Below are 3,545 nucleotides of genomic sequence, written 5' to 3' on the forward strand. Positions count from 1 at the left end.
AGGGTGAGCAGCACCGTCGTGAACGACCGGTACGGGGATATTGATAAAGACGGGTTGTACCGGGTGGCGTTTGATTTTGACCGGGCGGAATGGTTGAAAGGGGGAGAAAGCCTGTGGGTGCGCTTGGCTCGCCCCTATGCGGGTGACACCTACGGTTTTCACTGGCCCTTGCTGGACGGTACTGAGGTGGCGATCGCATTTGAAGGGGGCGACCCGGATCGGCCCTATATCGCCCATGCGCTGCACGACTCAAAACACCCTGATCACGTCACCTTATTCAACTACAAACGCAATGTCCTGCGCACCCCGGCGAATAACAAATTGCGGATGGATGACGAACGCGGTCGGGAGCACATCAAACTGAGTACCGAATATGGTGGTAAGAGTCAGCTCAATCTGGGGTATCTGGTGGACAGTCAGCAACCACACCCGGATAAACGGGGAGAAGGTTTTGAGTTGCGTACTGATGACTGGGGGGTGATCCGGGCCGGTAAGGGGATGTTTATCAGTGCGGATAAACAAGCCAGCGCGGGGGGAGACGTGTTGGCAATGCAGGAAGCAATCGGTCAGTTACAACAGGCGCAGGCGTTAACCGAAGCATTACGGGGTGCGGCTGAAATCGCCAAAGCTGAATTAGCGGATTTGCAGCAACAGAAGGCGTTATTGAGTGACACGTTAACGGAACTGAGAAAATCGGCGCTGTTACTTTCCGCCCCTGAGGGTATTGCTCAGACGACGGCGAAAAGTCTCCAATTTTCTGCGGGGGACAATGTGATTGCCACCAGTGGGAAAAATACCGATTTCAGCGTGCTGAAAAAATTCACGGTGGCTGCCGGCGGGATGATCAGCCTGTTTGCCGAAAAGCTGGGGATCAAACTGTTTGCCAGCCGAGGTCGGGTAGATATTCAGGCGCAGGGTGATGCGATGGGATTGGCGGCATTGAAAGACATCACGGTGAGCAGTCATGAAGGCAAAGTGTTCATCAGTGCCAAAGAGGAGATTTTGCTGGCCTGTGGCGGGGGATATATCCGTATTGGCAACGGGCAGGTGGAAAGTGGGGCACCCAATAACATTATCCAGCGGGCGGCGGTGTGGCAAAAACTTGGGGGGCAGAGCTTTAATCAGATGGCTTCCCAACGTGAGACAACGGATTTTTCTATAACGCCGCAGGTGCTCTGGCCTTTTGATGACTCACCGGTGAACCATCAAAGCAGCCTTTTGCACAATCAGGACAATAGTCAGCAGCCTTCGACAACCGGCTCGGATGGTAAGGTGACTAAACAGCAGCAATTAGGGGTGGAAGCAATGAAATTCTATTTAAAAGAAGGTAAGGAGTAATGATGGACGATTCATCAGAAAAAATTATTGTTCAGCCTGTTTATGACGAGCATGGCAGGTTGTATTACCCGTTAGTTAATGCGCCCAGTGAAAAGAACCTGACGGCGATTTGTTATAAGGTGCCAAACCGGGTTATTCCGGTGATTTTTCTGCCTGGGGTGATGGGGAGTAATTTGCAGGATAAAAATGGAACGTCAGTTTGGTGTTTAAACAGCAGTTTGGGTGCCTTGAAGGATTGGGTTTTAAAGGGCGCAGCAGATCGAAAAAAGTTGCTTGATCCGGAAAAAACTGTTGTCGATTCACGGGGCAGAGTAGACGACAATCATAAAGAAGGCACTAAATTTCCTTCGCGGGAAGAGCGGGGTTGGGGTGAGGTCGCCTATATGAGCTACGGCGAATTTTTGCCCTGGATTCAGTCGGCGCTGGATGATCAGGATGAATTATTGCACAACCGGTTGAATAAGACGGGGAAGCAGACATTGCGTCAGCAGCTGGAGTTAATGGATTTACAGGCTGAAATGGGGGAAGCCAGACTGACACGGGATGAAATTAAGCTGAGTTATCAGTATCAGTTTCCGGTTCATGCGATGGGGTATAACTGGCTTCAGTCTAATGTGGAATCAGCAAACCGGTTGGCGGATTATATTGACCAAGTGGTTACGGGCTATAAACGGCGGCATCAGCCTTGTGAGAAGGTGATACTGGTCACGCATTCAATGGGGGGACTGGTGGCACGTCACTATTCAGAAATATTGGGGGGGAGTGACAGGCTCCTGGGGATTGTGCATGGTGTGATGCCGACATTTGGTGCACCGACGGCTTATAAGCGGATGAAAGCAGGTGAAGGTAGCCTGGCGGGATTAGTCATAGGCAAAGATGGCGGTCAATTCACTGCTGTGATGGCACAGTCACCGGGACCACTCCAGTTATTGCCTGGTCTGAGATACGGTAAGTGGTGGTTGAAGATTGAGGATGGAAATACACGCTATAGCTTACCGGAGCGTGATCCTTATGAAGAAATCTATTTGCAGCGTGATAAGTGGTGGGGGTTATGCGAAGAACGTTTAATTAACCCGGAAAATAAGGCAAAGAATCGGGCGGTAATGCAGGCAGATTGGGATAAATATCATGATACGTTGTCGACAAAAGTCCGGCCTTTTATCGAAGGGTTAACTTATTGTTATCACAACAATACTTATGCTTTTTATGGTAACAGTATGAAACACCTCTCTTATGGCACCGTCCGCTGGGTAGCACGTAAAGATTATTTTAATCGGAAAGGTAATCCTGAACTGGCATTTAATAGCTCGATATTTGACCCGATGAATGCGGAGCTTTCAGATATGCGCAGTGTCAAATATCCAATAAAGCCTGGCAATGACTATTCTCTAATACAAACTTTTGCTATAGCGGATCCGCAAGAGCCCGGTGATGGCACGGTGCCAGTTGAGGGAGGGAAGTTTACTGCCAGCGGTCTGCGTTCAATATTGGGGGCGGAGGTTGATCATGAAGGTGCCTATAATACCGATGCTACCCGTTTTTTTACCCTACGGGCGATTGTCAAAATAGCGCAATCTGTTAAACAAACATCTTTGGCCTATCCTGATGAATAGAAAAAAAACGCTTGCCATAATAATTGCTAGCCTGCTTATGCTGGTGTTTTACGGGTTGTGGCACCGGTTGCAGCCCTATCCCCTACATACTGTGTTAAACCAGAAGGAAAAATTAGCTGTGGACAAACTATTAGCGAATTTACAAACCCGCTGTATCGGTCGGTATTTGGTTGATTTGCCGGAAGCGTACAATAATACCGTCAATGATGCTGTTTGGGTGAATGATAACGTGGTGGAAACTCAACGGATCTATTTACCTGCCTTTGAACAACGTATTCAATTACGGGAAGAAGCGTTACGGCAGATGAAAACGTCATATCCCGTTGATATGCCCTATTTAAAAAATATTTACTCTGTCCCCGAAGGGATGAAAGGGATTATTTTTGAACGTATGGAGAATCAAAGTGTACCGGATGTCGTCCGGGTACTGGAAGCTCATCTGTACAGCAATGGCGTGGCGATTAAAGTGGAAATGGAAGCGAAGAATGGCTCTGCGGCACGCTATGACAAGGATCGACAAATTGCTCCTAGAGTTTATACCAATACAGTACCAGAGAAACTGGTTGAGTTGAGGGATTTATTATCCCGTATACA

2 protein-coding genes and 1 pseudogene are annotated in these 3,545 nt (G+C 48.5%); all 3 read left to right on the forward strand.

The annotated features are described in order from the left end of the window. Positions 1-1,338 (forward strand): DUF2345 domain-containing protein (locus ACGF7G_RS21730; protein ID WP_387468329.1); only part of this gene is annotated, 1,338 nt, incomplete at its 5' end. 2 nt (positions 1,339-1,340) lie between these two features. Beyond that, a complete protein-coding gene (locus tag ACGF7G_RS21735) occupies positions 1,341-2,951 on the forward strand; it encodes an esterase/lipase family protein (protein ID WP_387468331.1) in 1,611 nt (536 codons plus the stop codon). 118 nt (positions 2,952-3,069) lie between these two features. Next, positions 3,070-3,545, forward strand: a pseudogene (locus ACGF7G_RS21740) (hypothetical protein); the annotation flags it as partial.

This window comes from Photorhabdus sp. RM323S (assembly GCF_042879375.1).
Taxonomy (GTDB): Bacteria; Pseudomonadota; Gammaproteobacteria; order Enterobacterales; family Enterobacteriaceae; genus Photorhabdus; species Photorhabdus tasmaniensis.

Coding starts and splice junctions, on each gene's coding strand:
- ACGF7G_RS21735 (WP_387468331.1), top strand. CDS start 1,341: ATGGACGATTCATCAGAAAAAATTATTGTTCAGCCTGTTTATGACGAG.